Source organism: Paracraurococcus lichenis, from assembly GCF_030657435.1.
Classification (GTDB): Bacteria; Pseudomonadota; Alphaproteobacteria; order Acetobacterales; family Acetobacteraceae; genus Paracraurococcus; species Paracraurococcus lichenis.
This window is the reverse complement of record NZ_JAUTWS010000254.1, coordinates 1-2,174: the sequence shown is the minus strand read 5'-3', so window position 1 is coordinate 2,174 and position 2,174 is coordinate 1. Positions and strand designations below refer to the sequence as shown.

At 64.7% G+C, this 2,174-nt stretch carries 1 protein-coding gene; it reads right to left on the bottom strand.

The window, feature by feature from the left end; genetic code table 11:
* Window positions 1-78: 78 nt before the first annotated feature.
* Entirely contained in the window at window positions 79-1,740 is a 1,662-nt protein-coding gene (gene ltrA, locus Q7A36_RS39465; RefSeq protein ID WP_305109262.1) for a group II intron reverse transcriptase/maturase, read from the bottom strand.
* Between the last annotated feature and the right edge of the window lie 434 nt (window positions 1,741-2,174).

Genomic DNA, 2,174 nt, shown 5'->3' with positions numbered 1-2,174 from the left:
CAGGTGTCGGGTAGCCGGATCTCGTTACCAAGACCCGGCCCCCTCAGAACCGGACGTGACGATTGCTCGTCATCCGGCTCAAGCCTCCGCCGCCCGGTACCCGATCCGCATGTGATGCGCATGGTGGCACCACCGGTGTACCAGTTGTAGGTTGTCCAGCTGGTCTGTTCCGCCATGGCAGCGCGGCATGGCATGGTGTTCGTCGATAAGGGGGATATCCTCATCAGGGTCGAACTCCACACCGCACATCGCGCATCGTCCGTTCTGTCGCGTCAGCAGGGTTCGGCGTTTCGGAGATCGCAGTGTCTCCGTGAGGCGCCGCTGCCTTCGCAGTTCCCAGTATTCACGGTCGTCGGGGTTCAGCGGGGTGCGTTTCCCCTGGACCTTGCTGTGCCGGGTGACAGGAACCTCATCGTGCCGTGCCAGCCGTGTCCGGCCATCCACGAAGTTCCACCTGCTATCGAAGTACTTGGACCGGATCCAGGCCGCCGTCTTGGTGGGGTGACGTCGTTTTGCCCACCGCCACAGCTTGGCCTGGAGGTGGTGGTCCGCAGTGTGGAATACGTGTTTCGATGCGCCATGCCGATAGTAGTTGGCCCAGCCCCGGATGACCGGACCCAGGTCACCTATGATCTGGCTCGGGGTAGCCTGCCGACGCTGCTGCAGGTAGTCGTGGATGGTGCGGAGATGTCGCACCACTTTCTCCTTCTGCGGCCGTGTCAGGACCACGCCGTTGTAGCGCCGCACGGTGAAGCCGAGAAAGTCGAAGCCGTCGTCGATGTGGACGATTCGGGTCTTCGTCTCACTCAGCCGCAACCCTCGCTCGTTGAGGAATGCAGCGAGCTTGGGAACAATGTAGGTCTCCACGACCTCACGTGTGGGTGCCGTCACCACCAGGTCGTCGGCATAGCGGACCAGGCCGATGCCGCGGTTCGCGCCACGGCGTCTCCCTGGTTGGACGTATCGACCTCGTCCGTCCTCGGCTCCAAAGAGCCGTTCCATGCCGTCGAGCGCCACATTCGCCAACAGCGGTGACAGTGGGCCACCTTGAGGGGCGCCCGTCGTCGTCGGCTTCCATGTGCCCAACTCCACCGTGCCAGCCTTGAGCCAGCGCCGGATGGTGGTGGTGAACACCGGCAGTCGCGCCAACAGGGGCTGGTGCCCAATGTTGTCGAAGCAGCCGGAGATGTCCGCATCGAGCAACCATGCACTCGCGCCGGCCGGGGCCAGCGTCGCATGCAGGGCGACGATGGCGTCCATCGTGCACCGTCCGGGTCGGAACCCGTAGCTGTTCGTCTCGAAGCGTGTCTCCCATTCGGGCTCCAGCGCCATCTTGACGAGCATCTGCAGCGCTCGGTCGCGGATGGTCGGAATGCCCAGGGGACGCGTCCGGCCGTCCGACTTTGGAATGCGTACCCGTCGGACCGGTTGCGGCCGGTAATCCCTGAGGCTCAGCCCAGCGGTCAATCTCGTCCGGCTCTCGGGCGTCCTGCACACCACGCCGTCGACGCCGGGCGTGTTCCGTCCCGCGTTCTGCTGGGTCACCCTGCGGACCGCGAGCCGTTTTGCGGATGTGGAGCGGACCAGGAGTTTCTGCAGGTTCTTCACCTGACCTCGGTTCCCGGCCGCCGCGGCACGGTAGATCCGATCTTGCAGTCGCCTCACGGCAGCCTCCGCCGCGGTCCAGTCAATGTCGGACCACGTCGTCTGCTCCCGCTCGCCGGTCTGTTCGGTTTGCACCGTCTAACGTCTCCAGCGATCCCAAGCTCTGCACGTCTTCCCAACCGTTGAGACCATGGCGGAAGTCAGCCCCCTTTCGGGTCGGGTATCCCCTCGTCATCGAGGCCCTGTCCGCCCCATTACAGGGCGGCCTTCGCTTTCTCCGCCGTTCCTCTACCCCCTCCGCCATCCCCTCCCTTGCGGTCGGGATACCGCCGCCTCGTGGCGACGGGGCGAGTGGGGTTTACCCTGTTGTCCAATGGAGAGATGCGGATGGGGAGGCTGCGTCCTATAGTCCGGCGGGTCACGACGCCACCGTCGCCGGGGCTGACAACCGACGAACCGACCCGCATGCCATTTTGGCCCCGGCCTATCAGCACCTTTGGCCGGCTACCGATGACGGACCTTAACCACGGACGTTCACTTGCGTTCAGCCGTCCATCCTCTGCTAGGCC